Origin of the sequence: Conservatibacter flavescens (genome assembly GCF_002795425.1) — a bacterium.
In the GTDB taxonomy this organism is placed as follows: domain Bacteria; phylum Pseudomonadota; class Gammaproteobacteria; order Enterobacterales; family Pasteurellaceae; genus Conservatibacter; species Conservatibacter flavescens.
The window spans coordinates 102,615-128,029 of record NZ_PHHA01000002.1 but is presented as its reverse complement, the minus strand read 5'-3'; the positions used below and the strand labels follow the sequence as shown (position 1 = coordinate 128,029).

Annotated in this window: 27 protein-coding genes; 14 read left to right on the top strand and 13 right to left on the bottom strand. The window is 42.4% G+C overall.

The features are described from left to right. The first annotated feature begins 34 nt into the window (after window positions 1-34). The 6 genes from CVP05_RS12550 to CVP05_RS00605 all read left to right on the top strand — a co-directional run bounded on the left by CVP05_RS12550 (window position 35) and on the right by CVP05_RS00605 (window position 4,325). Window positions 35-190, top strand: a complete 156-nt coding sequence (locus tag CVP05_RS12550; RefSeq protein WP_165773103.1) for a hypothetical protein — start codon at window positions 35-37, stop codon at window positions 188-190. Window positions 191-271: 81 nt separating this feature from the next. Further along, the gene (locus tag CVP05_RS00625) at window positions 272-919 is read left to right on the top strand and encodes a hypothetical protein (protein ID WP_100287627.1); all 648 of its coding nucleotides are present in this window, start codon (window positions 272-274) and stop codon (window positions 917-919) included. Continuing rightward, window positions 832-1,260: a glycosyltransferase gene (locus tag CVP05_RS00620; RefSeq protein WP_100287626.1), complete on the top strand. Its 429-nt coding sequence runs from the start codon at window positions 832-834 to the stop codon at window positions 1,258-1,260. Before CVP05_RS00625 ends, CVP05_RS00620 begins: the two co-directional genes overlap by 88 nt. Next, entirely contained in the window at window positions 1,257-1,529 is a 273-nt protein-coding gene (locus CVP05_RS12715) for a hypothetical protein (protein WP_207761334.1), read from the top strand. Before CVP05_RS00620 ends, CVP05_RS12715 begins: the two co-directional genes overlap by 4 nt. A 54-nt stretch (window positions 1,530-1,583) precedes the next feature. Next, window positions 1,584-2,588 carry a virulence RhuM family protein gene (locus CVP05_RS00610; protein ID WP_100287625.1) on the top strand — a complete coding sequence of 335 codons (1,005 nt, stop codon included), beginning with the start codon at window positions 1,584-1,586 and terminating at the stop codon, window positions 2,586-2,588. 18 nt (window positions 2,589-2,606) lie between these two features. Beyond that, window positions 2,607-4,325: a DUF4209 domain-containing protein gene (locus tag CVP05_RS00605; RefSeq protein WP_165773102.1), complete on the top strand. Its 1,719-nt coding sequence runs from the start codon at window positions 2,607-2,609 to the stop codon at window positions 4,323-4,325. A gap of 4 nt (window positions 4,326-4,329) precedes the next feature. Here CVP05_RS00605 and CVP05_RS00600 read toward each other — a convergent pair whose 3' ends face one another. Next, window positions 4,330-4,740 (bottom strand): hypothetical protein, encoded by a 411-nt coding sequence (locus tag CVP05_RS00600; protein ID WP_100287623.1) that lies wholly within the window; start codon window positions 4,738-4,740, stop codon window positions 4,330-4,332. Window positions 4,741-4,770: 30 nt separating this feature from the next. Further along, window positions 4,771-5,931, bottom strand: coding sequence for a multidrug effflux MFS transporter (locus CVP05_RS00595; protein ID WP_100287622.1), 1,161 nt, complete (start codon window positions 5,929-5,931; stop codon window positions 4,771-4,773). Between the two features lie 142 nt (window positions 5,932-6,073). Here CVP05_RS00595 and CVP05_RS00590 point away from each other — a divergent pair, with 142 nt between their 5' ends. Continuing rightward, window positions 6,074-6,955: a LysR family transcriptional regulator gene (locus tag CVP05_RS00590; RefSeq protein WP_100287621.1), complete on the top strand. Its 882-nt coding sequence runs from the start codon at window positions 6,074-6,076 to the stop codon at window positions 6,953-6,955. Window positions 6,956-7,081: 126 nt separating this feature from the next. Here the strand turns inward: CVP05_RS00590 and CVP05_RS00585 are convergent, their stop codons facing one another. Continuing rightward, window positions 7,082-8,083: an alpha/beta hydrolase gene (locus CVP05_RS00585; protein WP_100287620.1), complete on the bottom strand. Its 1,002-nt coding sequence runs from the start codon at window positions 8,081-8,083 to the stop codon at window positions 7,082-7,084. Window positions 8,084-8,094: 11 nt separating this feature from the next. Continuing rightward, window positions 8,095-8,994 carry an alpha/beta hydrolase fold domain-containing protein gene (locus CVP05_RS00580; protein WP_100287619.1) on the bottom strand — a complete coding sequence of 300 codons (900 nt, stop codon included), beginning with the start codon at window positions 8,992-8,994 and terminating at the stop codon, window positions 8,095-8,097. Between the two features lie 249 nt (window positions 8,995-9,243). On the opposite strand from CVP05_RS00580, the gene CVP05_RS00575 reads away from it, so the two are divergent. After that, the gene (locus CVP05_RS00575) at window positions 9,244-9,792 is read left to right on the top strand and encodes a TetR/AcrR family transcriptional regulator (protein WP_165773101.1); all 549 of its coding nucleotides are present in this window, start codon (window positions 9,244-9,246) and stop codon (window positions 9,790-9,792) included. A gap of 162 nt (window positions 9,793-9,954) precedes the next feature. Next, window positions 9,955-11,433: an RNA-directed DNA polymerase gene (locus tag CVP05_RS00570; protein WP_100287617.1), complete on the top strand. Its 1,479-nt coding sequence runs from the start codon at window positions 9,955-9,957 to the stop codon at window positions 11,431-11,433. Between the two features lie 63 nt (window positions 11,434-11,496). Here CVP05_RS00570 and CVP05_RS00565 read toward each other — a convergent pair whose 3' ends face one another. Then, complete coding sequence (locus tag CVP05_RS00565) at window positions 11,497-12,576, bottom strand: alpha/beta hydrolase (RefSeq protein WP_100287616.1); 1,080 nt, start codon at window positions 12,574-12,576, stop codon at window positions 11,497-11,499. A 114-nt stretch (window positions 12,577-12,690) separates the two neighbouring features. Between CVP05_RS00565 and CVP05_RS00560 the strand changes: the two genes are divergently transcribed. Next, the gene (locus CVP05_RS00560) at window positions 12,691-13,587 is read left to right on the top strand and encodes a LysR family transcriptional regulator (RefSeq protein WP_100287615.1); all 897 of its coding nucleotides are present in this window, start codon (window positions 12,691-12,693) and stop codon (window positions 13,585-13,587) included. Between the two features lie 60 nt (window positions 13,588-13,647). On the opposite strand, the gene CVP05_RS00555 is transcribed toward CVP05_RS00560, so the two are convergent. From CVP05_RS00555 to thrS, 7 genes are all read right to left on the bottom strand, one after another. After that, window positions 13,648-14,568: a poly(ethylene terephthalate) hydrolase family protein gene (locus tag CVP05_RS00555; protein ID WP_165773100.1), complete on the bottom strand. Its 921-nt coding sequence runs from the start codon at window positions 14,566-14,568 to the stop codon at window positions 13,648-13,650. A gap of 41 nt (window positions 14,569-14,609) precedes the next feature. Further along, window positions 14,610-15,146: an alpha/beta hydrolase gene (locus tag CVP05_RS00550; RefSeq protein ID WP_165773099.1), complete on the bottom strand. Its 537-nt coding sequence runs from the start codon at window positions 15,144-15,146 to the stop codon at window positions 14,610-14,612. After that, window positions 15,119-15,436 (bottom strand): hypothetical protein, encoded by a 318-nt coding sequence (locus tag CVP05_RS12545; protein WP_165773098.1) that lies wholly within the window; start codon window positions 15,434-15,436, stop codon window positions 15,119-15,121. The genes CVP05_RS00550 and CVP05_RS12545 overlap by 28 nt, the downstream gene beginning before the upstream one ends. Window positions 15,437-15,472: 36 nt before the next feature. Further along, window positions 15,473-16,414, bottom strand: coding sequence for an alpha/beta hydrolase (locus CVP05_RS00545; RefSeq protein ID WP_100287612.1), 942 nt, complete (start codon window positions 16,412-16,414; stop codon window positions 15,473-15,475). A 189-nt stretch (window positions 16,415-16,603) separates the two neighbouring features. Then, complete coding sequence (locus CVP05_RS00540; protein WP_100287611.1) at window positions 16,604-17,404, bottom strand: hypothetical protein; 801 nt, start codon at window positions 17,402-17,404, stop codon at window positions 16,604-16,606. A gap of 8 nt (window positions 17,405-17,412) precedes the next feature. After that, window positions 17,413-18,495, bottom strand: coding sequence for a UDP-N-acetylglucosamine--undecaprenyl-phosphate N-acetylglucosaminephosphotransferase (gene wecA / locus CVP05_RS00535; RefSeq protein WP_100287610.1), 1,083 nt, complete (start codon window positions 18,493-18,495; stop codon window positions 17,413-17,415). 207 nt (window positions 18,496-18,702) lie between these two features. After that, window positions 18,703-20,634: a threonine--tRNA ligase gene (thrS, locus tag CVP05_RS00530; RefSeq protein WP_100287609.1), complete on the bottom strand. Its 1,932-nt coding sequence runs from the start codon at window positions 20,632-20,634 to the stop codon at window positions 18,703-18,705. A 244-nt stretch (window positions 20,635-20,878) separates the two neighbouring features. On the opposite strand from thrS, the gene CVP05_RS00525 reads away from it, so the two are divergent. The 4 genes from CVP05_RS00525 to ppnN all read left to right on the top strand — a co-directional run bounded on the left by CVP05_RS00525 (window position 20,879) and on the right by ppnN (window position 24,844). Beyond that, on the top strand, window positions 20,879-21,739 hold the full coding sequence (locus CVP05_RS00525) for a fructosamine kinase family protein (RefSeq protein ID WP_100287608.1): 861 nt from the start codon (window positions 20,879-20,881) through the stop codon (window positions 21,737-21,739). Between the two features lie 98 nt (window positions 21,740-21,837). After that, the gene (locus CVP05_RS00520) at window positions 21,838-22,629 is read left to right on the top strand and encodes a Zn-ribbon-containing protein (RefSeq protein ID WP_100287607.1); all 792 of its coding nucleotides are present in this window, start codon (window positions 21,838-21,840) and stop codon (window positions 22,627-22,629) included. Then, entirely contained in the window at window positions 22,626-23,465 is an 840-nt protein-coding gene (queF, locus tag CVP05_RS00515) for an NADPH-dependent 7-cyano-7-deazaguanine reductase QueF (protein ID WP_100287606.1), read from the top strand. The genes CVP05_RS00520 and queF overlap by 4 nt, the downstream gene beginning before the upstream one ends. Window positions 23,466-23,482: 17 nt before the next feature. Further along, a complete protein-coding gene (gene ppnN, locus CVP05_RS00510) occupies window positions 23,483-24,844 on the top strand; it encodes a nucleotide 5'-monophosphate nucleosidase PpnN (RefSeq protein ID WP_100287605.1) in 1,362 nt (453 codons plus the stop codon). A 63-nt stretch (window positions 24,845-24,907) separates the two neighbouring features. On the opposite strand, the gene tpx is transcribed toward ppnN, so the two are convergent. Continuing rightward, window positions 24,908-25,405: a thiol peroxidase gene (gene tpx, locus CVP05_RS00505; protein WP_100287604.1), complete on the bottom strand. Its 498-nt coding sequence runs from the start codon at window positions 25,403-25,405 to the stop codon at window positions 24,908-24,910. Window positions 25,406-25,415 lie beyond the last annotated feature (10 nt).

Genomic DNA, 25,415 nt, shown 5'->3' with positions numbered 1-25,415 from the left:
AAGCCGTCTGAAAGATTTTTCAGACGGCATTTTTATGTTTTATAAGCGGTCCAATCTTCCGAAAAATTTGCAAACCGCTCTTTTGCCCAATCCACGCAAAACTCAATATAAGTCCGTACAATCGCCGACGGGTTACGGTGGGCAGCATACAGCAAATGCACAGGCATGGCGGTGTGTTGGTTTGGCTTAGAATGCGGCTATTATAGCACATTTAGCTATAGCTTATGAGACTTTAAAAAGCAGGGCAAGTGGCGTATAATCGGATAAATTTGTGCTGTTTTTAACAAAATTATCAAGTGGTACTGGCAATTTGCCGAACAATACAATCAGCGCACTGCACACACTCGGATTTAAATCACGTATGAAAAAAGTCTTATTTCTCTCCCATGAGCTGTCCGCCACAGGTGCGCCAAAAATGCTGTATTATGCAGCACTTGCGGTTAAAAACAGCGGCGGCTTTCCCACGGTGTTCTCACCCATAGATGGTGTCATGCGCCAAAAATTGACGCAAGCGGATATTCCTGTCGTGATTAACCAGCGTATCAGCTTGGAACTTGTGCAAAATTTTGAGGTGGTGGTTGTCAATACCGTCATACAGGCTGCAATGGTGCGGGCTTTGGTGAAAATCCCCGGCCTAACCGTTGTGTGGTGGCTGCATGAAAGCCAGCTTTTGACAAGTGTCTTGGGCAATAACAAAGATTTGGCGGACAGCAATGTGCGGATTATCTGTGTCAGCGAATATGCCAAATCGTTTATGCCTGTTGGCTTTCATGCCGAAGTTTTGTTAAACGGCATTCCTGATGATGTGCCGCCTGCCGCCCCTGATAAATCATGGCTGGGCGTTTATTGCAAGCAAATACCGCCTTCTGGGAAGCGGCATACGCCCCTGTTCGGGATTTTAAAGAGGTCAGCTATGTAGGGTCGCTGCACCCTGATGAAGTCTCTGCCGTCATTGGCGCATCTGATGTCATCGTTTGCTGCTCACGAGACGAATCATTTTCTTTGGTATGCGTTGAGGCAGCAAAATATCAACGTGCTGTTTTGTTAAACGATCATGTCGGCGTGGCAAATATCTTTATGCAAGAAGGCAGCTGCCTGGCATTTGATGTTGGCAATGCCCAATCTTTGGCAAATGCGATGTGTTTTGCTTATGAAAATCCTGAAAAGGTGGAAATGTTGGGCGTAAAGGCAAGAAACACTTTTGAGCAGTATTTTAGCTTTGAGCAATTTGCAAAATCATTTTTAGCGCAGCTGGATTGATTTTTAAAAAAAGCAGTGCGGCGCAATTAGAGCGTGTTGAACTTTTGTTCGCCGGTCTCGGCTTGGGCGAATACAAAAACCACGAAACCACGCTCAAACAATGCAAAGAATGGCACGCCTGCATTGATATTCACGGCAAAGAGTTCCGCTTAAATCCGAATTTGGACGAAGGATTTTTGCAAAAAGTTGGTCAAAATCAACCGCTCTTTTATGAAAAGTTAAACAAATGCCGTCTGAAAATTTTCAGACGGCTTTTTTACACCCCATAAAAATGCTAAAATCATCAACAATCTGATTTAAAAACAAATCATTGGAATAATCAAATGACACAAAGCGAGCTAATTCGGGCTTCTGCGGTGGAATATCTCACTTTTATCGCCGCCACCGGCGAAGGCGGGGTGAATGCGGTCTATGCCGATGAAAACATTTGGCTGTCGCAAAAGATGATGGCGGCGTTGTACGGCATTGATGTCCGTACGATAAATTATCATTTAAAACAAATTTTTGCAGATAGTGAGCTGGAAGAAAATTCAGTTATCCGAAAATTTCGGATAACTGCCGATGACGGCAAAAACTACCAAACCAACCACTACAACCTTTCCGCCATTATTGCCGTCGGTTACAAAACCAACTCCGAGCGGGCGGTGCAGTTTCGCAAATGGGCAACGCAAATCATCCAAACCTTTACCATTAAAGGTTTTGCGATGGATGACGAACGCCTGAAAAACGACGGCACGATTTTGGGCAAAAAATACTTTGAAGAACAACTCGCCCGCATTCGTGAAATCCGCCTGTCTGAACGCAAGTTCTACCAAAAAATCACCGACATTTACGCCACTTCCCTCGACTACGACCGCAACGCTAGCACCACCAAACGCTTTTTCGCCACCGTGCAAAACAAGCTGCACTGGGCAATCCACGGACAAACCGCCGCCGAAGTCATCTACCACCGAGCCGACGCCGAGCAGCAAAATATGGGCTTAACCAGTTGGAAAGACGCACCGCACGGCAAAATCCAGCAATTTGATGTGGTTGTCGCCAAAAACTACCTGACCGAAAGCGAAATGGCGCAGCTGCAACGTCTCGTCTCCGCCTATCTGGACATCGCCGAAGATATGGCAACCCGCCAAATCCCCATGACCATGGCAGACTGGGAAAACCGATTGAACCGTTTTTTAGAATTTACCGACCGTAAAGTGCTGCAAGACGCAGGACAAATCACCGCCGAAATCGCCAAAGCCCACGCCTTAAGCGAGTTTGAGAAATATCGGGTGGTGCAGGATAAGCTGTTTGAAAGTGATTTTGACCGGTTTTTGGGTGGAAAATAAAACTACATGGAGAACAGTATGTATAGTGAAATTATTGAAAGCATTAATACTGATATTAGTGCTTATACAGATCCCTATGAATTAATGCACTATTTTTTCCGAAATAAAGAAAAACATGCCATATACCAATTATTAGCAAATGTTTGCTCATATCAAATCAATGCCGATGCTGCAAGTTTATCTGATTCTTTAAGTAAAGGCGTATTATCTAATGATCTAAAAGATGAAGACATAGCTTTGTTAGATAATATTATTGTTTTACTCAAACATAAAGAGCTAAAAGCCAAGATTTATCACTTATTATATTTAAATAGAAATATTAGAAAAATAAGCGACTTAACTCAAGCGATGGAATGTTACTTTGTTGATTTGTCGGACGATGACTCCTTTTATTTTTCATTAGAAAAACTTTCATTAATACTGCTATTAGGCAATTTAATCCGTCAAACAAGTCATGTTAGCTATATAAATTCAAAAGAATTGTTAGTGCGTTTACTACAAGAAAATAAAGATAATAATCCATCTAATGCGCTTAACATATTACACATTATCAATAAAAGAAGGGTTGAATCAAAAAATAATGTGATTTTATGGGCTGAGGAAATATCTGATAGCCTGATTAGTAAAAAAGAATATTTACAAGCAACTTTATCACTAGGCATTGCTTTAGATAACCTACATTCTTCGAAAAAAGAAAAAATTAGTAATATTAATAGGATAATTGCAGATTGCTATATAAAAACAGCAAGAACTGATAAAGGCTTTAGAGCTGCTCATTTTTTACTTAGTGCAATAAACACTCTTGCAAAAATAAAAGATACACGACAGGAAAGATTAGAGCTATATGAAGAAATGAGAGATTATCAAATTGAGTCAATTCTAGATTTAGAATTAGTTGAAACTAAACCTGTTAATATTACACCCTTGCATCAAAGGGTTGAAGCTGTACTTAACAATAGCAAAGACTGGTTTGATATGCTTTTTAGAACAGCTTGTTGTATTGCTAATATTGCTAAATTTGATGAATTGAAGCAGCAGACAATAAGTGAAGGTCAAAGTTTATCAGATATACTTTTTGGTAATAGGGTCTATATTGATCATGATGGTATGAGCACGGCTGTGGGAGATGTACCTAGCATTGCTGATTTAGGTAATATTCCTGAGCAAGAAAAACAACGGTTATGGTCAAAAATTATAGAAAGAATGAAAATCCATCATCAAATATCATGTGTTTCAATTGTTAAAGCTATTGATATTTTAAATATAACTTATTCTATATCTTATGCTGAAATCTTGAGCTTGTGTACAAATAATCCATTTATCCCCCAAGGACACGAAGAGTTTTTTGCCAAAGGTATTTACAATGGTTTAAAAGGCGATTTTTTGACAGCAAATCATCTTTTAGTGCCACAAATAGAAAATTCATTAAGACATTTACTTAAGCTTCGTGCAGAAGAACCGACCACTCTGCATGGTAATAATGAACAAGAAAGAGATGGGTTAAGTTCATTATTGGATAATACAGAAATTATTGAAATGCTGGGAATTGACGGTGTTATTCATATCAGGACAATTTTACTTGATAAACGATATCCGAGTTTAAGACATTCTATTGCACATGGTTTTGTAGATTCTAATTTATTTTTAGGAACGGGATCTATATATATGTGGTGGTTAATCCTTCGGTTTGTGATGATTTCTTATAAGGATTATTGGGAAAATAAATATATGAATTGATGGTTTATTTAAGCCGTCTGAAAAATCTTTCAGACGGCTTCTCCTCCCCCTCCCATACACCTTCCCGTAAATACTCCGCCGTAACAGACTCTTCACCCACCAACATCTCCTGCGCCGTGCCGCTGAATATCACCCATCCACCTTGGCTGCCGCCGCTTTCGCCCATTTCGATGATGTAATCGGCGGCGACGATGAGTTCAAGGTGGTGTTCGATGATGATGACGGTGTTGCCGCGTGCGGTTATTTGTTGCAGGAGTGCGAGCAGGCGGGCGATGTCTTGGTAGTGCAGGATAAGGTGTTTGAGAGTGATTTTGATCGGTTTTTGGGCGGTCAAGATAGCGTTTAGGCTAGTAAAAAGCCCGCCAAAATCAACCGCTCTTTTATGAAAAGTTAAAGAAATGCCGTCTGAAAACACAACTTTCAGACGGCATTTTTACCCACACCCTTAACTGATTTTATGTTTAACCGCCGCATAGCACCCTAAGGCAAGCAGGCTGCCGATGACGATCGCTACGCTCGTGGCGATAAAAATGTTGCCGATACCCACCAGCGGCGAGACCACCGCACCGAATACGAACATCAAAAAGCCTAACAGTGCCGAAGCACTGCCCGCCTGCTCACGCTCTGCGTCCATCGCCAAGGCGGACAAGGCAGGCAGCATAAGCCCAAGGGTAAACAATTGGATTAAAAATCCCGCTTCCACCAGCCAAACGCTGCTTTGCGTTACCAAATTCACCGTCAGATACACCGCCGACAGCAGCGTGCCGAATACGCCCAGTTTTACCGCCAAGCGGTTGTTCAATCGTCCGCCAATGTTGGTGCCGACAATCAGCGCCAGACCGTTTGACGCAAAAATCAAACTGAAGGTCAAGCTGTCCAAGCCGTAAAACGATTGGAAAATAAACGGCGACGCAGCGATATAGGCAAACATACCTGTGGTGGCAAAGGCTTCAATCAGCACAAACAGCATAAAGTTGCGGTTTTTCATCACGCTAAGCAAACCTGCAAAACTGGCGGCAACTGGCACATTCAGGCGTTTTGCCACAGGCAGCGACTCGCGGAAACGGACTGTGGCAAACAATACCGCCCCGCCAAGCAGTGCCAAAAAGACGAACAGCCCACGCCAATCTGTCCATTTGAGTAATACGCCGCCCAGCACGATGGATAAAATCGGTGCCAGCGTGTTAATCGTCATCAACGCCCCAAAAAAGCGGGTCATCTCTTGACCGTGATACAAATCCGCCACCACCGCACGGGAAATCACCACGCCTGCCGCCGCCATAAAGCCTTGCACCAGACGCAGCGCAATCAGCGTTTCAATATTTGGCGAAAACACAATCAGCACCGTTGAAAGCAAATAGACGATAAACGCCAAGAGCAGCGGCATTCTGCGGCCGTATTTGTCGCTCAGCGGCCCGAAAAACAACTGCCCGACCGCAAGTCCGAGCATACCGGTGGTCAAGGTCATCTGCACCATTGATGTGGACGAGTTAAAAAACTGACTAAGCTGGGGCAGCGCCGGCAGATACAAATCCACCACAAACGGGCCGAACGCCGACAAAATCCCCAAAAACAAAATTAAAAATACACGGCTGTTTTGTTGCATACCATTTTCCTACTTAAATAATGACAAATACCATCAAGGCAAGCCTTGAAAATTAATATGAGCTTATTATAATAAACACAAAACAGCGTAAGCAGCCCCGAAAACTGTTTTGAAGATTAAGTTAAACTAATGCGAGAGTGCCATGATAGATGTCAAACCCTTTATCGCCTTTGCCGAAGTGCTGGAAAAAGGCTCAATGAACCTTGCCGCCCAATCGCTGGACATTACGCCCTCTGCCGTCAGCCAGCACATCAGCCGCTTGGAGCGGGACTACCAAGTCAAATTGCTCAGCCGCCACGCCCGCAAAATCACCCCCACCGACGCAGGGCTTGCCCTAGCCGAGCATTGCCAGCGGCTACGGCACAGCCTAAAAGACATCACCCAAACCCTTGAAAACCTAAAAACCGAAGCCGTGGGCGAGCTGCACATCGCCTTGCCGTCAGGTTTTGCCACATCGCCCAAGTTCACCCAAGCCCTAAACCTTTTGGCGGCACGCCACCCCAATATCCGCTTGCAGCTGCATTTTGACGACACCGCCCAAGATTTAATCGAGCGGCAAATCGATCTGGCGATTTTGCCCCAGTACGAGCTGGACAAAGCCAGACATCTCATCGCCCGCCGCCTCGCCCGCTGGCAACAGCAAATTTGTGCCAGCCCCCGCTACTTAAGCCGACACACGCCGATTGCCAGCCCTGACGATTTGTACCACCACAACTGGATTTACGACGAACCCATTCATCTTACCCTGCAAAAAGGCAGCCACACCCACGCCCTACGCATAACCGACACCACCCACTGCAACCAAGCCGCCGCCGTGCAAGCCCTGACCGTCGCAGGCTTGGGGCTGTCGGTGCAATTAAGCGGTGAAATCGCCGGCAAAGTCGCAGACGGACAACTGCAAATCGTCCTGCCCGACTGGCAACTGCCGTCCATGGATTTTTATCTGGTTACCCCTTATCGGGTGCAATCGGCAAAAACCGAAGCGATGATTAAAATCCTGATGGAGTGTTTTTTGGAAAGTTAGAGATAATAAATGGATTGATGTGATGGTAAAAAGTTTGGGGAAATTAACCGCTCTTTTATGAGAAGTGAAAGAAAAGCCGTCTGAAAATCAAACTTTCAGACGGCTTTTTCATCACTTAAATCAAGCTTATTTCAACATTTTTGCAATCTGCTCGTCCAATTCTTGACGATACGCCACCGACTGTGGCAAATCAGGAGCAAGCTCATCAAAGCCGTGATGGACGTTTGGCATAACGCTAAGACGGATTGGCACGCCTGCCTGTATCAGGCGGTTGGCATAATCAATGTCTTCATTGACGAACAAATCCAAATCGCCCACCATCATATAAGTGCGTGGCAAACCACTCACATCTTTGGCAAAGGCCGGCGAAAAATACGGCATATCGCTGTCTTGGATAGATTGTCCGCCACGCAATTTGTTCCAACCAAATTGATTGCTGATTGGTGTCCACACAAATTCGCCTGCATAAGGATTGTTATAAGGCGACTGCGGTGAACCTGTGCGGTAATCCAGCATAGGATAAACCAAAATCTGACCGACAATCGGCACATCGCCTTTATCACGATTATACAGGGCAAGACGCGCTGCCAAGCCACCACCTGCACTGTGTCCCATCACGATGATTTTATCAGGATTGATACCCAATTTGTCTGCATTGGCGTGAATGTATTTTAAGCCGTGATAGGCATCTTGCACATCGGCAGGAAATGGAGCTTTGGTGGCAAGGCGGTATTCTACACTCACCACTTTTACATTATTACGCTCGGCAAGCGCTTGCAAGGTTTTGCCATACTCGGTGGCACTGCCCTGCACATAACCACCGCCGTGTGTGTAATAAACCGTCGGCAAAGTTTGATTGTCCGTGCCTTTTGGGGCATAAACATACAAATCCACCGCAGGTTGGTTGTCTTGGGCAGGGGCTGTCCATTTGTCGGTATAAGGAAAGCTAAACCCTGCCAACAGTTCGGCTTGCTGTTTGTTGATTTCGGCAAGTTTTTGGTCGCTGTCAATGTCAAAACTGACCATTTTGGCGTAGCTTTGCAAGGCCGGTGGCAAACGGTCATAAGTTTTAAATTCGCCAGCTTGGGCAAACGCCGTGCCAGTCGCATCATTCATTACTTTTTTCATAATTCTCTGTATTATTCATTAATAATTTTAATCATCTGTTCTATCGCCGCTTTGCCCTCGGGGATAGGCAGCTGCGGATAGACGTGTATCATATTTTCGCCGACAATAAAATTGTGTTCCAGCCCCAAAGCGGTCAGCTTGTCAGACAGCAGCTTGTTGTCAGGATACAGGATTTCCCGTGTGCCAATAAACTGAGTGATTTTACCCATTTTGGCAAAGTGCGGACTATGAATTGGGCTGACCTGTGGATTTTTATAATTGCTCTCGTCCACCGCCCAATATTTCGCCAAGGTTTTGAGCAGCAAAATCGTCAAAATATCTTTGTCGGCATACTTTTGCATATCGGGATTATTAGAGGCAATATCCAGCCATGGCGAACTTAAAATAATATCCTTCGGCTGTGGTAAATCACACTCCACAAGGCTATGAGCAAGCCCCAGCGCCATACCGCCACCAGCACTATCGCCCATGATGGTGATTTGGCGTGGGTCATTGACTGATTTCACGGTATCTTCATAAATTTTTAGCAATTTGAAAAAGCTGTGCGTATAGTTAAATGTAGGCAACAAGGGATACATCGGGGCGATGATTTTAGCGTCCAAACGCTCGGCAAGGGTTGTAAGCAGGTTAATTTGAAAATTATCCAGCTGGGCAATATAACCGCCACCGTGCGTATAGAAAATCACACGCTGATTTTTGTCCTGCTTGTCGTTCCACGCAATCACTTGCATACCGTGAGCGTAATAATTTTGCACATTTTGTCCGTCAATTACAGGCGGCGTAACAGGGGCGGTGTTGCCTTGCCCCATTTTGGCAATCATGGCGTGCATTTCATCTTGATTGTCTTTTGGAATGTTTACCAAAAGACTTGCCGCTTTTGCCAATAGTTTGCTTTGGATAGATTGTGTCATGGCGTTCTCGTGTGGGTTGATTGGGTTTATCGTTTTAAAAACGCTTAAAGCAAGGAGGTTTTTCTAATTGATAAGCTTAAAATCGTTTTTATTAAACAATGAAAGAATACGATTTATTTTAATGTTTTTTATTTCAGATACAACCAATAATATCCAAAAATCTGTGTTAATATACATACGATTTTTAATTTTTGTATGCTTATCAGTACAAATCAGGCTAAATCAGTTAGCTGCCAGTTGGGAGAAAATATGGATACCAAAACCGATTTGCGTGTGGTCAGAACCCACAATGCCATTCGTCAGGCGTTTGTCAGGCTGCTTGGCGAGCAGGATTATGCCAACATCAGCATACAGGCGATTTGCGAGCTTGCGCCGGTCAATCGGGCGACTTTTTATAAATATTATTCGGGCAAAAGTGATTTGGCAGGCAAGATGATTGCCGATTTTAAGCAGCAATTCACCCAGATCATGAGCGAGCGCCGAAAAGGCATGAGCGTGCGGCAATTTATGCAAGAATGTGTGCCACAAATCGAACGCCAAAGCGAGCTGCTGCTGGCACTGTGGAAAATCCGCACCCCACGCCACCACCTGTACAATGATATGCAAAACATCGTCAAGCAGGCAATGACGGCATTTGCTGCCAAGCACGGCGGCGTGTCCGATTATCAGGCGCATATGTTTGCCGTCATCGGTATGGAAAGCCTACGCTACCATTTTGAACGCCGCCTCGCCCTGCCAAAAAACGGTATCGCCAAGGATATTTGTGAAGTGATGGAGATGGGGGAGTTGGAGGGATAATTTTTCAAAGACAACCCATCATTAAGAGAAATTATTTTTTGACATCAAATATAACACATTGATAGATAATAAATTTTTATTGCTAAAAATTAGTCTATTATCCACAAAATTAGAGAGAAAAATGGTAATATATCTATATAATTAGCATTAACAGGATTAAGTATGGGAAACAGAATCAGCATTCTTGAATTAAACCATGAAGCGGCAAAGCAGTTTTTCTTAAAGCATGAAAGTTACTGCAATATTGATTTGCCAAAATACTTTTCATTTTCTAAGCTGCTGCAAGAATTGTCTGATTTTTTAGAAACTCGAAAGCCATCCGAGCTAATCAACTCCAAAACAATGAATTCTCTGGAAAATTTAAACCATTTTATTTATGCAAATAAAGACGGCAAACTATCTTGGCGTCCTTTTCAGCTTATTCATCCATTCTCTTATGTTATACTAATTAAAGAAATTACCCAGCAGGACAACTGGAATAAAATAAAAGACAGATTTAAAGTATTCCAAAGTAACAAGCAAATACGTTGTTTAAGCATTCCTGTAGAATCCACAAATCAGCAAACGGACAAAGCCCAGCAAATTTCACAATGGTGGGAAAATGTTGAACAAGAGTCCATCTTATTATCTTTAGAATATAATTATATTTTTGACACCGATATTGCTGATTGCTATGGTTCTATTTATACCCATTCTATCGCTTGGGCTTTAGAAGACAAGGGTACAGCCAAAAATAAGCCGCGTGATCAAAGTTTGCTCGGCAATAAAATTGATAAACAACTTCAAGAATTACAAAACAAGCAAACAAATGGTATTCCTCAAGGCTCTGTGGTTATGGACTTTATCGCAGAAATATTATTGGGATATATCGACAAACTACTATCAGAAAAACTAACGGCAGATGATATAACAGAATATCAGATTTTAAGATATAGAGACGATTATAGAATTTTTGTTCAGGACAATATTACCGGTGAAAAAATCTTAAAAACACTTTCGGAGATTATGATTCCTTTTGGGCTAAAAATTAACTCCAGCAAGACTTCAGAAAGTTCAGATATTATTACAAAATCTATAAAAGCAGATAAGCTATCTTGGTTAAAAATATCTCAACCAAGTCCAAGTTTACAAAAACAATTGTTGCTAATTAGAGAACATTCAATTAAACACCCCAATTCAGGAAGTCTAAATACAGCATTGAATAAATTTGATAAAAAAGTAGCTAAATCCAAAAGAATTATGCATCCAAATCAGTTGATTGCCATTTTAACCGATATAGCTTATAAAAATCCAAAGACAATTTCTATTTGTTGCTCCGTAATAAGTAAGCTTATTGATAGATCGGATAAGCCGGAGGATATATCAAGGAAAGTTTTTGATAAACTAAATAATATGCCCAACTCTGGATTTGCCCAAATTTGGCTTCAAAGAATGCTAAAAAAAGATGTTGACAACTATACATTTAAAGAAAAATTATGTTTGATAGTTACCGACCCCAAAGAAGAGATTTGGGATAATTCCTGGATAACCAGTTCCAAAGTTAAGAAAATATTTAAAACAAATAAAGTTTACGATAAGGAAATTTTCGATTCATTGGATTCAATTATATCCAACGATGAAATAGACTTATTTGCATATTAGGCGCAAAAAAGCCGTCTGAAAAGTGGTCAGTTTTCAAACGGCTTTGCGCTTAATCGTCAGGTCTTACTTCAAATTCGCCTTATAAAACGCTTCAAATTTATCAAACGGAATTTTACCAGATTGTTTGTCGTATAAATCCACGTGGGTCGCACCGGGCACAATCACCAATTTTTTGTTTTTACTGCCCAATGCACCAAACGCATCTTCGCCGAAGTAGCGTGAATGGGCTTTTTCGCCATGTACGACCAACACCGAGGTTTGCAGTTCATCGGCATATTTTAAAATTGGTATAGTAATGAACGAAAGTGCGTTGGTCGTGGTCCATGCGCTGTTTGAGTTCACGCTGCGTGGGTGGAAACCACGTTTTGTTTTATAAAAATCGGCATATTCACGCACAAATTGCGGCGTGTCGGCGTTGTGGGCAGATGGCGGCGGCAAATGATCGCTCGGATTGCCCAATGCAATGTGTCCTTCTTTTGCCGCTTCGGTACGGGCTTGATTTAAAGTTTTTCGCATTTCATAACGAGCGTTTTTATCCACGCTATCATTGTAGCCGTTTGCCATCACACGGGTCATATCGTACATCGTGCTGACCGCCACGGCTTTGACACGAGTGTCCATAATGGCATTGTTCAAAGCAAAACCGCCCCAGCCGCAGATGCCTAAAATGCCGATTTTTTCACGATCGACAAACGACTGCAAACCTAAAAAATCTACTGCCGCACTAAAATCTTCAGTATTGATTTCAGGGCTTGCCACGTTGCGCACTTCGCCGCCGCTCTCGCCGGTAAACGAGCCGTCAAATGCCAAAGTTACAAATCCACGCTCTGCCAATTCTTGAGCATAAATACCGCTTGTTTGTTCTTTTACCGCACCGAAGGGACCGCTCACCGCAATCGCAGGCAGCTTGCCTTTAGCGTTTTTCGGCACATACAAATCGCCAACCAAGGTAATGCCGTAGCGGTTTTTAAACTGCACCTTTTGGTGGTCAACTTTATCGGATTTTGGGAAGATTTTGTCCCATTCTTGGGTGACGGTTACGGTTTGGATATTGTTCATCGGTGTTACCTTAATTTGTGCAAATGTGGAAGTTGATGCGGCAAGCAGTGCTGCAAGTGCGGTCATTTTGAGCAATTTTTTCATCATTCCTCCAAGTGAATGAACGTTTGTTGAACGGGTGTATTGTAAGGAGAAGATTGTTTCTATACAATTTGTAATATTGGATTTTAGAATTTCTGATTTGGAAATAATCAACAGATGCAAAACCGTTTTGAAGCCTTAAAAGTATTCTGTTCGCTTGCCGAAACTCTGCAATTTAAAGAAACCGCAAACCGTCTGGCGGTGTCGCCTCCGGTAGTCAGCCGTTTGATTGCCGAGCTGGAAAATTATCTGGGCGAGTCCTTATTTATACGCAACACAAGGCAGGTGAAGCTCACTGATTTCGGGCAGGCGTTTTTGCCCAAAGCCGAGCGGCTGCTTGCCGACAGCGAAGCGCTGTTTGTGCCTAGCCGAGCACGCATGGCGGATGAGATGACAGGCGTGGTGCGGATCAGCGTGCCGCATTTGCCAGGTGAGACGGCGGTGATAGAAGCGGTTGCCAAACGGCTGGCGGCGTATCCTGATTTGGTATTGGATTGGGGCAAAGACACGCAGCGGCTCAATGTGGTAGAACATCAGATTGATTTGGGCGTGCGGATTGGCACGGTGCAAAACAACCGCTTTATCGTGAAAGTTGTTGGCGAAACACAGGAAAAACTCATCGCTACCCCTGAATTTTTAGCCGCCCACGGCACACCGAAACGGTGGCGGGATGTGTCGGATTTTCCGCTGGTTGCCCATATCGACCGCAATACGGGGCGGGCTGAAAACTGGTATTTGGGCGGAGATATTCAAATTACCCCAACCAAACCTGCCGTCATCACAAACGACTATCAGGCGGTGCTGCCCTTTGTGCGGGCGGGATTGGGCATTGGTTTTGTGCTGGACGGTATGTGTAAAGCGGACTTGCAAGCGGGCAGATTGGTCGAACTTTTTGCCGACCTGCCCCGCCCAAGCTGGCAGATTTATGTGTACCGCCCGCAAAGACTGGTTACGCCGCTTAGGGTGAAAGTGGTGTTTGATGTGCTGGTGGAGGTGCTTAAAACACATATTTAAAAACAACACCGCCCCCCTTTTTTTTAAACGATGTTGTTTTTATCATCATAAACTGAACGCTTAATTCAGCCCCTTCGCCTTCACATTCTGCCAATTACCATTATTCAAAATCTCGGCATTTTGCCCTGCGAACACTTGGCGAGCCTGATTATCACCGTTTAAAGTGTACAAAAACCACGCCGTCATATAGCCGTTTGGTTGCCACAGCATAGAGCCGTGGTCTGCCGCCACTCGTTGGGCGACAACTGCTGCGCCTGAAGTTTTGGCAAAATTTTCGTTCAGCGACATAATCGGCGCAATGCCTTTGCTGTAGTCCTTGCCGTCGCCTGCGTCAGATTCGTGCGCACCTGCGTTCATAAAATACGGCACACGGACTTTGGAGACATCATAAGGCCATTTTAACAATTCCGCCAAGCCGTGCTTGGTGGTGCTGGCGGTATAGACGGATTTGACGGCAGGCGTTTGGGCGGCAAGGTTAATCGCTCCCACGCCGCCTTGCGAATGCCCTGCCACGCCGATTTTTTCTGCGTTGATTTTGTCAAACAGTACGCTGCCTTGCGTGCGGTTTTGTGTCAAAGCAAAATTCAGCGATTTGCCCGCCCCTTGTCCGCTCCATGAATTTTCTTCTTCTGAGCCAATCACCACAAAGCCCCAGCTTGCCAAGTGTTTGAGCACCGCTTCGTATTTAGAAGTTGCCATGCCTGTGCCGTTTACCATCACCACCAGCGGATAATTACCGCCGCCTGCAGGATAATAGACGGTATAAGTTTTTAACTCTTTATCCTGTGCGTCAAATTTTTGCACCGCCACGGCATATTGCCCCATTTGGCTGTATTTTTTCTCAAGGGGTGCAGTAGTTTGCACTTGGGCGATTTTTTGCTCGGTGATGGCAAGCGCTTGCTCGATGGCTTTGCCAATACCAGCACAAGCTGTTACACCGATGGCGGTACTGATTGCCAGAATGATTAAAGATTTTTTCATAAAAATTTCCTGTTTGGGTTGATTAAAATTGAGATTGAACATCAGTTGCGTGGCAATTGTTTAATCCAGTTGCCGATATACGCCTCTGCGGTGGCGACATAGGCGGACTGCTCGCTATCGCCATCAGGGGCGAATTCTTCCATAAAGGCGTGGCGAGCTTTATCCATTTCCAGCGCCGAGACATTCACGCCTTTTTGAGCCAAAAGCGCATAATAAGGACGAATGCCTTTAGAAATCGGATCTTTATTTTCGGTAAAAACAAACAGCGTATTGGTCAGTTTTTGCGACTGCGGCGGCAAGGCGTTGTAGCGTTCTAAGGCGTCTTTGATAAAGCCATACGCAATCACCTGCCCCCACACGCTTTGCCCTTGGGTAGCGAGCTTTAGCGTAGAAGCTGCCACCACATAGCCGCCTGACGAATAGCCCAGCAGGATAATTTTATCAGGATCAATGTTGTATTGATTGGCGTGTTGCTTAAAATACAAAACCGTATCGGTGAGCTCATCAACTTGTACTTGTACCAATTTTTCACCGTCTTTGCCAAACAACTTCAGTGCCGGCACCAAGGTGTAATCCAAATTATAAACAGCCGCTCGCCAATGCGTCTGCTTTGAGCGTCCAAGTCGGTCGCACTGCCTTTGACAAATGCGCCGCCATGCACATTGATAATCAGGGGCGATTTTTGAGATTTGGCGGTAATATTGGGGTAATAAATACCTTTAATTTGCGGTTTGCCTGCACGGTCAATATTCAGCCATTGCCCTTGGATATTGGCGCTTTGCTTACTTGTGCTTGTAGTGCTGTTGCAAGCAGCAATACCGCCAAGGGTCAGTACGCCAAGCATAATGGCAAGGGTGAGTTTTTTCATTAAGTTTCCTGTTTTGTTAAAAAGATTTTTAAGCGATTATCCGCCTTTCACAGGCATATATTTCGCCAAATATTCGTTTAACTTCGCCACATACAGTTTTTGCTTATCCTTATCACGGTGCATACCATGCCCTGATTTTTCAAAGATAATCACATCGTGCGGCACATTATGCGCCGCCAATGCCGTCTGAAAAGGCTTGGTGCTAAACGGCATAACTTTATCCAGTGCCCCAAAAGCTGCCAGCGTAGGCACGCTGTTTTCGTCCACCCAGCGGTAGGCCTCAATCGGTTTGATTTTATCTTGGTAGTCGCCACTTTTAAGCATTTCTACACTAATCGCCTCGCCTGACAATGCCGATAACATCGCCGCCGCTTCAGCGCTTGGCTCGGTGGGTGCGCCATCCATCTCAAAACTTGTCGGCCCGACCATGCCAAAGGTAAAGGCAATCGGCACAGGGGCGGTTTTGCCGTCTCTAAAGGCATAAATCGCCGCCAGACCATGCCCTGCCGAGCCGCCGCCGACCGCCATTTTGTCAATCGGATAGCCAAGTTCTTTTGCTTTGGCAACGACAATCGGCATTGCCGTCTTGATTTCGTCCGACATAGATTTGACCGAGGCGGTGGGATTTTGCTCGGATAACAGCGTGTAGCCAATGCCTGCGCCCACATAGCCTTGGGCGGCAAACCATTTTAAAATCTCGGTGTCGTCCGTCTTATCGCCTGCGGTAAATCCGCCTGCGTGCAGATACACGACCAGCCCGTAATGCGCGCGTGATTTGTCCGCCGGCAGATACAAATCAAACTTCTGCGCCGCCTGATCGCCATAGGCAAAATCACGGCTGACGGTACCAATCTCATCGCTCCAGTTGCGGGCTGTCATGGACGTATCACGGCTCATCACCAAATCAAGCGAAAAACCTGCGGCAAAACTTACCGCAAATGCAGACGCATACAGGGCAAAGGTTTTTAAAAATTTCATCAAAACATACTCCCGCCAAGCAATAAATCCAAGGCGAAATCTTTGATATTAAACCCAATAATAAAGGCGATGATGATAATGGCTGTTAGGCCGATTTTGTGGCGGTTTGGGGTGGTTTTCATTTGTGTAAATTAGAGTTCCTAAAAAGTAGTACACGCAATTTTTCATGAAAAATATAAATAAAAGCGATTACCAGCGTCTTACAAAAATCAGACTTAATAAAAAGCCTAGAACAAGTCCTAAACAGCTACCTATTGCTCCCCAGTAAAGCATATTTGGCATAGCGGGTTGCAAAAATGTAGGGCCTTCAACGATACGATAAGCGCTTAGTTGATCATCAAGTGGCTGAACAGACATCATCATCTGCAATTTTCCCTTCCAAAGATCCCCTAAATTATTGTCTGCTGCATTTTTGACTTGTTGAAATAAATTTCGCCATTTCCCAATTAAATCAGCATATAACAATGTTTTAGTCTGCTCACCCGCTGCACGAAGTAACCCTTTTATCATGTCTTCAGACACAGATATATTATTCGTCAAATTCTTGAGATAAATCGTCGTCACATTCGCATGCGTTTCTACATGAAATAATGCAGATACATTTTGTACCTCTTGATCTGTCGAGTTACCTGTAACTTTTGTTAGTACCTCAATAAAATCATGCTCACGTAAATAATTCTTTAATAGCTCTGATGAATTGAGTTGCTTTAGGAACTCCTGATAGACAAATTCGCTCACGGCTTCATCACTCATTTTGGCATCATCATTGACTAAACGGTATGTACTAAATAACGAAAAATAATTATTTAAATCTGCAATACGCGGCGCCTCAATTTTAGCTTCAGTCATTCCTTTGTTAGGGTGCAAATACCCAAATCCGCCCCCCACTATTCCACCTAGTAATATGAATAATACAATGAATAAACTTCGCATTCCCCAAGGCGCTTTGGCTTTAGTTTGTATGTTTTCGTTGCTTTCAATTTCTGACATAAACTTCCCTACTTTGTTGATTGTTGTGCATATTGGCGACGTAAAGATCGGCGTTTAAGTCGACGTATCCAGCGTGTTACTCGCCAAGCATGCACAATAGAATATGAATACATAAAGAATAAACCAATAAATAAGCTAAACATCACCCATTGATTAATATAATAAACTTCGCCTAATATCCCAAACCCTGCACATAATGCGGCAAAAAATGTAATCACAAAAAATGCTTGGCGATGAGAAAGACCCGCTCTTACCATTAAGTGATGAATATGCAAACGATCTGGACGAAACGGACTTTTGCCTTTTTTCAATCGACGGAAAATAATTGCGACCATATCAATCAATGGAATAGCGATAACCCATAGCGCAGTAACAGGATTCATAGGGTGTCCTTGCCCTTGAGTACTCAATAACAAGATCCAAATCATAGTAAAGCCAATTAACGTACTGCCTGAGTCCCCCATAAATACTTTACGCGCCACGCCAAAAACACTCAGGTTAAACAGCGCATAAGGCAAAATCGCCAAAATTAGGGCAAAACACCAAACCGCGAGATCGATTTGATTATCTCGAAGCATTAAAATACCAATAGCGGCAAAAGAAACACTAGACAGCCCACCTAATAGCCCGTCTATTCCATCAATCATATTAAATGCATTAATGACTGCGATGGTGGCGAAAATGGTAATAATAATCCCGATAAATCCTAGTTGCACCTGAAACGGCCCAATAACTTGCCCGAGATTATTTAAATAGATATCGCCCCAGTAGATCATTAAAATCGCTAATCCCGCTTGAATCCCTGCTCGCAAAAACGGACTGATGTCAAAACGATCATCTAGTACACCGATAACCAATAGCACAAAGATACAAAACAAATATAAATAAGGTAAACGCGTTTGTTCCCATTCCAATAAATAGAAACATAAATTACCAATAAATAATGAAATACCGCCAATTAACGGAATCGCCCCTTGATGGCGTTTGCGGTAATTAGGCTTATCAACTAGCCCAACTTTAATTGCCAAAGGTCTTATTACAATTAAAGCTAAGAATGCACATACAAAGGTCAAAATTAAGCTTAGCCACATATTCATGCCTTATATATAAAAATAATCTTGCAAAGGATACCATTAAAGATAAATAGGATCATAATTTTTTTATTAAAGAAGATGATTTTTCATTAACAATCATTCAAGTAGAGGAAAAGCAGAATGCTCGATTTGAAATCCATAAATGAATAAAGGACAACATATTTGTTGTCCCTAAATTCACATTAGCCTTGTTGATGAATATGCTTATTCTTCATTCAACAATTTAAGTTCACGCGCACGAACTTGTTTTTTCAGAATTTCAACAAATTCATCCACATCAATGGCTCCAAGATCCGCCCCTTTACGGGTACGCACGGCGATTTTGCCCGCTTCGATTTCTTTGTCGCCACAAACTAACATATATGGCACACGGCGTAAGGTATGTTCACGGATTTTGAAACCGATTTTTTCATTACGTAAATCGGATTTCACTCGTAAGCCTGCATCGGATAATTTTTTCACCACGCGGTTAACATAGTCCGATTGGCTGTCAGTAATATTCATGACTACCGCTTGTACTGGCGCCAACCATGCAGGGAAGAAGCCCGCGTATTCTTCGGTAATAATACCGATAAAACGCTCAATAGATCCCAAAATCGCACGGTGAATCATCACTGGCGTTTTACGATCGTTATCTTCTGCTACATAAGAGGCATTTAAACGCCCTGGTAACGCAAAGTCTAATTGAATCGTACCGCATTGCCATTCACGATCTAAACAATCACGCAAAGCAAATTCAATTTTTGGTCCATAGAATGCCCCTTCGCCCTCTTGGATTTCATATTCCAAGCCGTTATGTTTTAAGGCATTCGCTAAACCTTCTTCAGCGCGATCCCACATTTCGTCCGCACCGATACGTTTTTCTGGGCGAGTAGATAATTTCACTTGGATATTTTCAAAGCCGAAAGTGCTGTAAATATCATAAACCATACGGATACAGCTGGTTACTTCGCTTTCGATTTGATCTTCGGTACAGAAAATATGCGCATCATCTTGAGTGAAACCACGCACACGCATTAAACCATGCAAAGAACCTGACGGCTCATTGCGATGACAAGAACCGAATTCAGCCATACGAATCGGCAAATCACGATATGATTTCAACCCTTGATTAAAAATTTGTACATGACCCGGACAATTCATTGGTTTAATGGCATATTCACGGTTCTCTGATGAGGTAGTAAACATGAGATCACCATAATTTTGCCAGTGTCCTGTCCGCTCCCACAGTACACGATCCATCATAAACGGCCCTTTCACTTCCTGATAATCATACTCTTTTAACTTGGTACGCACAAAAGTTTCAAGCTCACGGAAAATAGTCCAACCGTCATTATGCCAGAACACCATGCCCGGTGCTTCTTCCTGCATATGATATAAATCAAGCGCTTTACCGATTTTACGATGATCCCGTTTTGCCGCTTCTTCTAAACGTTGTAAATAGTCGGCAAGTTGTTTTTTATCTGCCCACGCTGTACCGTAAATACGCTGTAACATTTTATTTTTCGCATCACCACGCCAATACGCGCCAGCAATTTTTTGTAGTTTAAAATGATGACAAAAACGCATATTCGGTACGTGCGGTCCACGACACATATCCACATATTCTTCATGATGATACAAAGCTGGTGTCGCTGTTTTCTCGATATTTTCATCAAGAATAGCCATTTTGTACGGCTCGCCACGTTGTTCAAAAGTATCGCGTGCCTCTTGCCAGCTTACCACTTTTTTCACGACGTCATAATTGGTTTTTGCCAATTCCAACATGCGCTTCTCTAAAGCCTCAATATCTTCTTGAGTCAAAGAACGATCTAAATCCACATCATAATAAAAGCCATTTTCAATGGTCGGCCCAATAGCCATTTTCACATCTGGGAATAATTGTTTAATAGCATGTCCTAATAAGTGAGCACATGAATGGCGAATAATCTCCAAACCGTCTTCGTCTTTGGCGGTAATAATTTCAAGAGTGCTATCTTCTGTAATGAGGTCGCAAGCATCTTTGCGCACACCATTAACACGTCCAGCAATCGTTGCTTTAGCTAAACCTGCACCGATATTTTGCGCAACTTCTAATACGGAGATTGGATTATCGAATTGACGTTGTGAACCGTCGGGTAAAGTAATAATTGGCATAATTTGTCCTTTTACAGTGGTCGCCCATACGCAAGGCAACTTGTGATTAATTGAATATAAACATCAAAAAATCCTACCGCACTTTTGTTACGTACTGTGCAACAAAGAAAGTGCGGTAGAAATTGACAAATATTTTAACATAATCTCATATAAAACCCCAAAATTTTGAACTAAATCACGTTATTTTTTTGCAAATTCCTTTATGATAAAGCCAATCCTTAATGCACAAACTAAGGGGGCGATTATGTGGAAAGCGATTTCTCAAGTATTAGCAGATCAATTTGGTGCCTATTACAACATCAAGCAAAAAACGCCAGTTTTGTCTGGAGAAACCCATGAAGCATGGATTATTGATGATGGTATTCAACCTGTTTTTGTGAAAGTAAATGAAAAATCCTATCGTTCGATGTTTCGTGCAGAGGCAGATCAACTAGACTTACTCGCCAAAAGCCACACCATACATGTACCTCGTGTTTATGGTATTGGCTGCTCAACTACTCATGCTTTTTTATTACTTGAAGCGTTTACATTTCAAACCTCACCTCTTTCTAGTGATATGACAGAGTTTGGAGAAAAAATTGCTCAATTACATCAATGGAAACAGCAAGATAAATATGGGTTAGATTTTGACACATGGCTTGGCAAAGTACATCAGCCTAATGAATGGAAAACTAACTGGGCCACTTTTTTCAGCGAACAGCGCATCGGTTGGCAGCTACAACTTTGCAAAGAAAAAAACATTGAATTTGGTGATGTTACCCATATTACTCAAGCAATTGCCGCTCAACTGGCTAAACATAATCCCTCCCCTGCTTTGCTACATGGCGATTTATGGGCAAAAAACTATGGTGCGACAAATCAGGGCATTATTGTTTATGATCCGGCTTGTTATTGGGGGGATCGAGAATGTGACATCGCTTTTAGTGAATTATTTTCTCCATTTTCACCGCACTTTTATGAAGCCTATCATCGAGTTTATCCCCTTGATGAAGGGTATGCGCAGCGTAAACCTATTTATCAACTTTACTATTTGCTCAATTTCAGCCATCGCTATCAAGGTGAATATATCGAAAAAGCACAACAAATTATTGATTTATTTCTTTGAATCCTCCATTATCTGTACATGCGAGTCTAAAGTGCTTACATTAGCTTAACTCGGCAATATGTCGAGAGCCGAGTTTATAACTAAAGGATTATCCGCCCATGTATATTACCGATGTATTTTTTCGTTATAACAATACCCATGCTTCCTTGTTAGCTAATCAAGCTTATTTAATTAACCAAATTATTGAGCAATGGCGTTATAATGGGCAAATTATCGGACGTGAAATTCCGCTGTTTTATGCTGAGCAAGAAGGCGAACACGGCTTTGCCGTCAGAGTCATTTGCCCTGAGCAAAATAGTTTATTACCTGACTATAATAATATCGAGGTAGATCTTGTTTTAGAACAAGCAGAGCATGCTGGATTATTATTTGATAGTTTTCAAATTGTCGCTGATGATTTTAATTCCGATACAACTTATCGTGGTAATCAATCTAGCTGGCAGATTTTATACACTACTTATTTACAATCTTGTTCCCCCTTGCACAGTGGCGATGATTTTCTCCCTATTCCTCTCTATAAAAAATTAAAAAATCAACCGCACTTAAGTATGGATATAATTAAGTGGCAAGAAAATTGGCAAGCCTGTGATCAATTACAAATGAATGGTGCAGTATTAGAACAACAAGCGCTATATGAAATTTCTCATCCTGACAGCAATTTGTTTAAACATGGCTACTATCTTGCACAAGCGATAGAAAAGCATACCAATACACCGACATACTATTATCTATATCGAGTAGGAGGCGAAAATTTACACACTGAACAACAACGCCGTTGCCCCATTTGTCAGGGGAATTGGCGTTTAGAAAAACCACTTTTTGACCTTTTTCATTTTAAATGCGACCATTGTCGCCTTGTTTCGAATCTATCTTGGCATTATCAAAAATGAATTATCACTCTCAATCCTTGTCTTATTTAACCTTAGGACAACAAACTACATATACTGAATTCTACGATGCAACATTATTACAAGCTGTTCCTCGTGCCCTCAATCGTGAACAACTGGATATTATCCAAATTCAACCTTTTACTATTGGGGCTGATATTTGGACAGCTTATGAAATCTCTTGGTTAAACCCTAAAGGACTGCCTCAAGTGGCCATCGCCGATGTAGAAATTGATCATCAAAGTGAAAATCTGATTGAATCTAAAAGTTTTAAACTTTATTTAAACAGCTTTAATCAAACCCCTTTTGCAGACATGGCCACCGTCGAACGCACTATCGCGCAAGATTTAGCACAATGTGCCAAAGGTAAAGTAAAAGTGCGGTTACATTCTCTCGATTTTTTTGATCAACACCCGATTCACCGTTTACAAGGTGAATGTATCGATCAGCAAGATATCCAAATTCAAGATTACAACTTTAATCCCGAGTTACTCACAAATTGTACTTTTGATGATCGTACAGAAGAATGGTTAGTCAGCCATTTGCTGAAATCAAATTGTCTTATTACCAGCCAACCAGACTGGGGGAGCTTGCAAATTCATTATGTAGGTCAACGAATTGATCGAGAAAAATTATTACGCTATATCGTTGCGTTTCGTCAGCATAATGAATTTCATGAACAATGTGTCGAACGCATTTTTTGCGATTTAATGCGATTTGCTAAACCGGATAAACTCACAGTTTATGCGCGTTATACACGACGTGGCGGCTTGGATATTAATCCTTATCGTTCCAATTTTGAACCAATCCCAGTAAACTTACGCTTAGCCAGACAATAAATTCATTAAGGAGTACTATGTCTATACATTATGTGAATCCCAAAGGCAGCATGGATCAGCTTTCTCATTTAGAAGTAGAGCAATTAACTAAAAAAGCAAAATCAGAACTTTATACGTTATATCGTAACTGCTCTTTAGCAGTATTAAATTCAGGCGCTGTCACTGATGATAGTCGTGAATTATTGGGTAAGTACCCTGATTTTGATGTACATCTTATCGCGCGCGAACGCGGAGTAAGCCTTGAATTACATAATCCTCCCGCAGATGCTTTTGTGGACAATCAAATTATCCGCAATATTCAATATCATCTTTTTGCCGTGTTGCGTGATATTTTATTTGTAAACGTCCTCACTCAGCGTATGAATCCTTGTAATTTACAAGACTCCAAATTTATCACCAACCAAGTTTTTTCTATTTTACGCAATGCAAAAGCGTTGATTGTCGGTGAACATCCTAATTTAGTCGTATGTTGGGGTGGGCACTCTATCAACCAAATTGAATATCAATACTGCCGTGCTGTTGGTTTGGAGTTAGGTTTACGTGAATTAAATATTATTACAGGCTGTGGACCCGGCGTCATGGAAGCCCCAATGAAAGGCGCGGCTATCGGTCATGCTAACCAACGCTATAAAAATAGTCGCTTTATCGGTATTACAGAGCCGTCCATTATAGCCTCTGAACCACCAAATCCTATTGTGACCGAATTAGTGATTATGCCTGATATTGAAAAGCGCCTTGAAGCGTTTGTTCGTATGGGACATGGTATAGTGATTTTTCCTGGTGGTCCAGGCACGTTTGAAGAGTTTTTATATATTTTGGGCATTAAACTGGATCCTGCAAATAAAGGACAAAGTATCCCCTTAATTCTTACCGGACCAAAAGAAAGCGAAGCTTATTTTGACACTATTCATCGTTTTATTGGCGAGGTATTTGGTCAGGAAGTGCAAGATTTATATGAAATTATTATTGATGACCCTGTCACTGTTGCCCGTAAAATGCGTAAGTCTATCAGTGAGATCAAACACCAAAGAGCTGAAAATCATGATTCTTACGGTTTTAATTGGTCACTAAAAATTGATCAAGAATTTCAACAGCCTTTTATCCCGACTCACGATAATATGGCCAATCTCGACCTACATTTAGAACAACCAGCTATGCATTTACTTGCCAATTTACGTCGTGTTTTTTCAGGCATTGTAGCCGGCAATATTAAACCGGATGCGATGGATAAGATTGAAAAACTTGGACCATTCAAATTACATGGCGATCCTGTGTTAATGACGAAAATTGATCGGGTTTTACGTGATTTCGTTGAACAACATCGCATGAAACTGCCTGGCGGCGATGCTTATGTGCCATGTTATGAAATAGTAAAATAACCCAAGCTATCTTCTACTCTGCCCCTCAAAAACTAAATTTAGTCTGAGGGGCTATTTTTATACCTAACTTAAGCAGGCGATCGCTTCCACATAATTAGGTTCAGATTTAATCTCTGGTACTAATTCACTGTGTAGCACAACATTATTTTCATCCAACACAATCACCGCTCGCGCTAATAAGCCGGTTAATGGGCCAGAAGTAATCGCCACGCCTAATTTTTCAGCGATATCACCATGACGAAAACTGGATAAGGTTGAAACATTTTCAATGCCTTCAGCACCACAGAAACGCGCTTGAGCAAAAGGCAAATCAGCTGAAATACAAAGCACAACCGTATTACTTAGATTGGCAGCCTGTTCATTAAATTTACGTACAGACGTTGCGCAAACCGACGTATCAATACTTGGAAAAATATTGAGTACTTTGCGTTTTCCTGCAAAGGTATTTAATGAAACATCTTCTAAATTATTTTGGGTGAATGCCAATTCTGTGACAACGTCCCCTTTTTGTGGAAAAACACCTTGAATTTCAATTGGATTACCTGCTAATGTGACACTCATATTTACCTCA

Coding starts and splice junctions, on each gene's coding strand:
- CVP05_RS12550 (WP_165773103.1), top strand. CDS start 35: ATGTTTTATAAGCGGTCCAATCTTCCGAAAAATTTGCAAACCGCTCTT.
- CVP05_RS00620 (WP_100287626.1), top strand. CDS start 832: ATGGCTGGGCGTTTATTGCAAGCAAATACCGCCTTCTGGGAAGCGGCA.
- CVP05_RS00610 (WP_100287625.1), top strand. CDS start 1,584: ATGACACAAAGCGAGCTAATTCGGGCTTCTGCGGTGGAATATCTCACT.
- CVP05_RS00605 (WP_165773102.1), top strand. CDS start 2,607: ATGTATAGTGAAATTATTGAAAGCATTAATACTGATATTAGTGCTTAT.
- CVP05_RS00595 (WP_100287622.1), bottom strand. CDS start 5,931: ATGCAACAAAACAGCCGTGTATTTTTAATTTTGTTTTTGGGGATTTTG.
- CVP05_RS00590 (WP_100287621.1), top strand. CDS start 6,074: ATGATAGATGTCAAACCCTTTATCGCCTTTGCCGAAGTGCTGGAAAAA.
- CVP05_RS00585 (WP_100287620.1), bottom strand. CDS start 8,083: ATGAAAAAAGTAATGAATGATGCGACTGGCACGGCGTTTGCCCAAGCT.
- CVP05_RS00580 (WP_100287619.1), bottom strand. CDS start 8,994: ATGACACAATCTATCCAAAGCAAACTATTGGCAAAAGCGGCAAGTCTT.
- CVP05_RS00575 (WP_165773101.1), top strand. CDS start 9,244: ATGGATACCAAAACCGATTTGCGTGTGGTCAGAACCCACAATGCCATT.
- CVP05_RS00570 (WP_100287617.1), top strand. CDS start 9,955: ATGGGAAACAGAATCAGCATTCTTGAATTAAACCATGAAGCGGCAAAG.
- CVP05_RS00565 (WP_100287616.1), bottom strand. CDS start 12,576: ATGAAAAAATTGCTCAAAATGACCGCACTTGCAGCACTGCTTGCCGCA.
- CVP05_RS00560 (WP_100287615.1), top strand. CDS start 12,691: ATGCAAAACCGTTTTGAAGCCTTAAAAGTATTCTGTTCGCTTGCCGAA.
- CVP05_RS00555 (WP_165773100.1), bottom strand. CDS start 14,568: ATGAAAAAATCTTTAATCATTCTGGCAATCAGTACCGCCATCGGTGTA.
- CVP05_RS12545 (WP_165773098.1), bottom strand. CDS start 15,436: ATGAAAAAACTCACCCTTGCCATTATGCTTGGCGTACTGACCCTTGGC.
- CVP05_RS00545 (WP_100287612.1), bottom strand. CDS start 16,414: ATGAAATTTTTAAAAACCTTTGCCCTGTATGCGTCTGCATTTGCGGTA.
- CVP05_RS00540 (WP_100287611.1), bottom strand. CDS start 17,404: ATGTCAGAAATTGAAAGCAACGAAAACATACAAACTAAAGCCAAAGCG.
- wecA (WP_100287610.1), bottom strand. CDS start 18,495: ATGTGGCTAAGCTTAATTTTGACCTTTGTATGTGCATTCTTAGCTTTA.
- thrS (WP_100287609.1), bottom strand. CDS start 20,634: ATGCCAATTATTACTTTACCCGACGGTTCACAACGTCAATTCGATAAT.
- CVP05_RS00525 (WP_100287608.1), top strand. CDS start 20,879: ATGTGGAAAGCGATTTCTCAAGTATTAGCAGATCAATTTGGTGCCTAT.
- CVP05_RS00520 (WP_100287607.1), top strand. CDS start 21,838: ATGTATATTACCGATGTATTTTTTCGTTATAACAATACCCATGCTTCC.
- queF (WP_100287606.1), top strand. CDS start 22,626: ATGAATTATCACTCTCAATCCTTGTCTTATTTAACCTTAGGACAACAA.
- ppnN (WP_100287605.1), top strand. CDS start 23,483: ATGTCTATACATTATGTGAATCCCAAAGGCAGCATGGATCAGCTTTCT.
- tpx (WP_100287604.1), bottom strand. CDS start 25,405: ATGAGTGTCACATTAGCAGGTAATCCAATTGAAATTCAAGGTGTTTTT.